Raw genomic sequence first — 239 nt, 5'->3', positions numbered from 1 at the left:
CCGGCTGCTTGCTGCGCTGTCTCGATCCATTCAAGCGACAGCGCGGTAACGATGATATTTTCCCGCTGGGCGACAGGAACGAACGCCGGAGGCACTGCCCCCATTACAAGGATGTCCCGGTCAATTCCCGCGCGGCGCAGCGCTAACGCTTCGTCCGGTGTGGCAACAGCAAGCAGGTGGACACCGGATTCAATGGCGGTGCGGGCAATTTCCTCAGCCCCATGGCCGTAACCATCGGC

At 61.9% G+C, this 239-nt stretch carries 1 protein-coding gene; it reads right to left on the bottom strand.

Annotation, left to right across the window (positions count from 1 at the left end; translation table 11 throughout):
- Window positions 1-239: alanine racemase (locus R0J87_RS24330; protein WP_498889618.1), on the bottom strand; the 239-nt coding region annotated here is incomplete at both ends.

Source organism: Halomonas sp. SIMBA_159, from assembly GCF_046536035.1.
GTDB lineage: Bacteria > Pseudomonadota > Gammaproteobacteria > Pseudomonadales > Halomonadaceae > Vreelandella > Vreelandella venusta_A.
The sequence above is the reverse complement of the archived record's forward strand: the minus strand, read 5'-3'. Positions and strand labels throughout refer to the sequence as shown.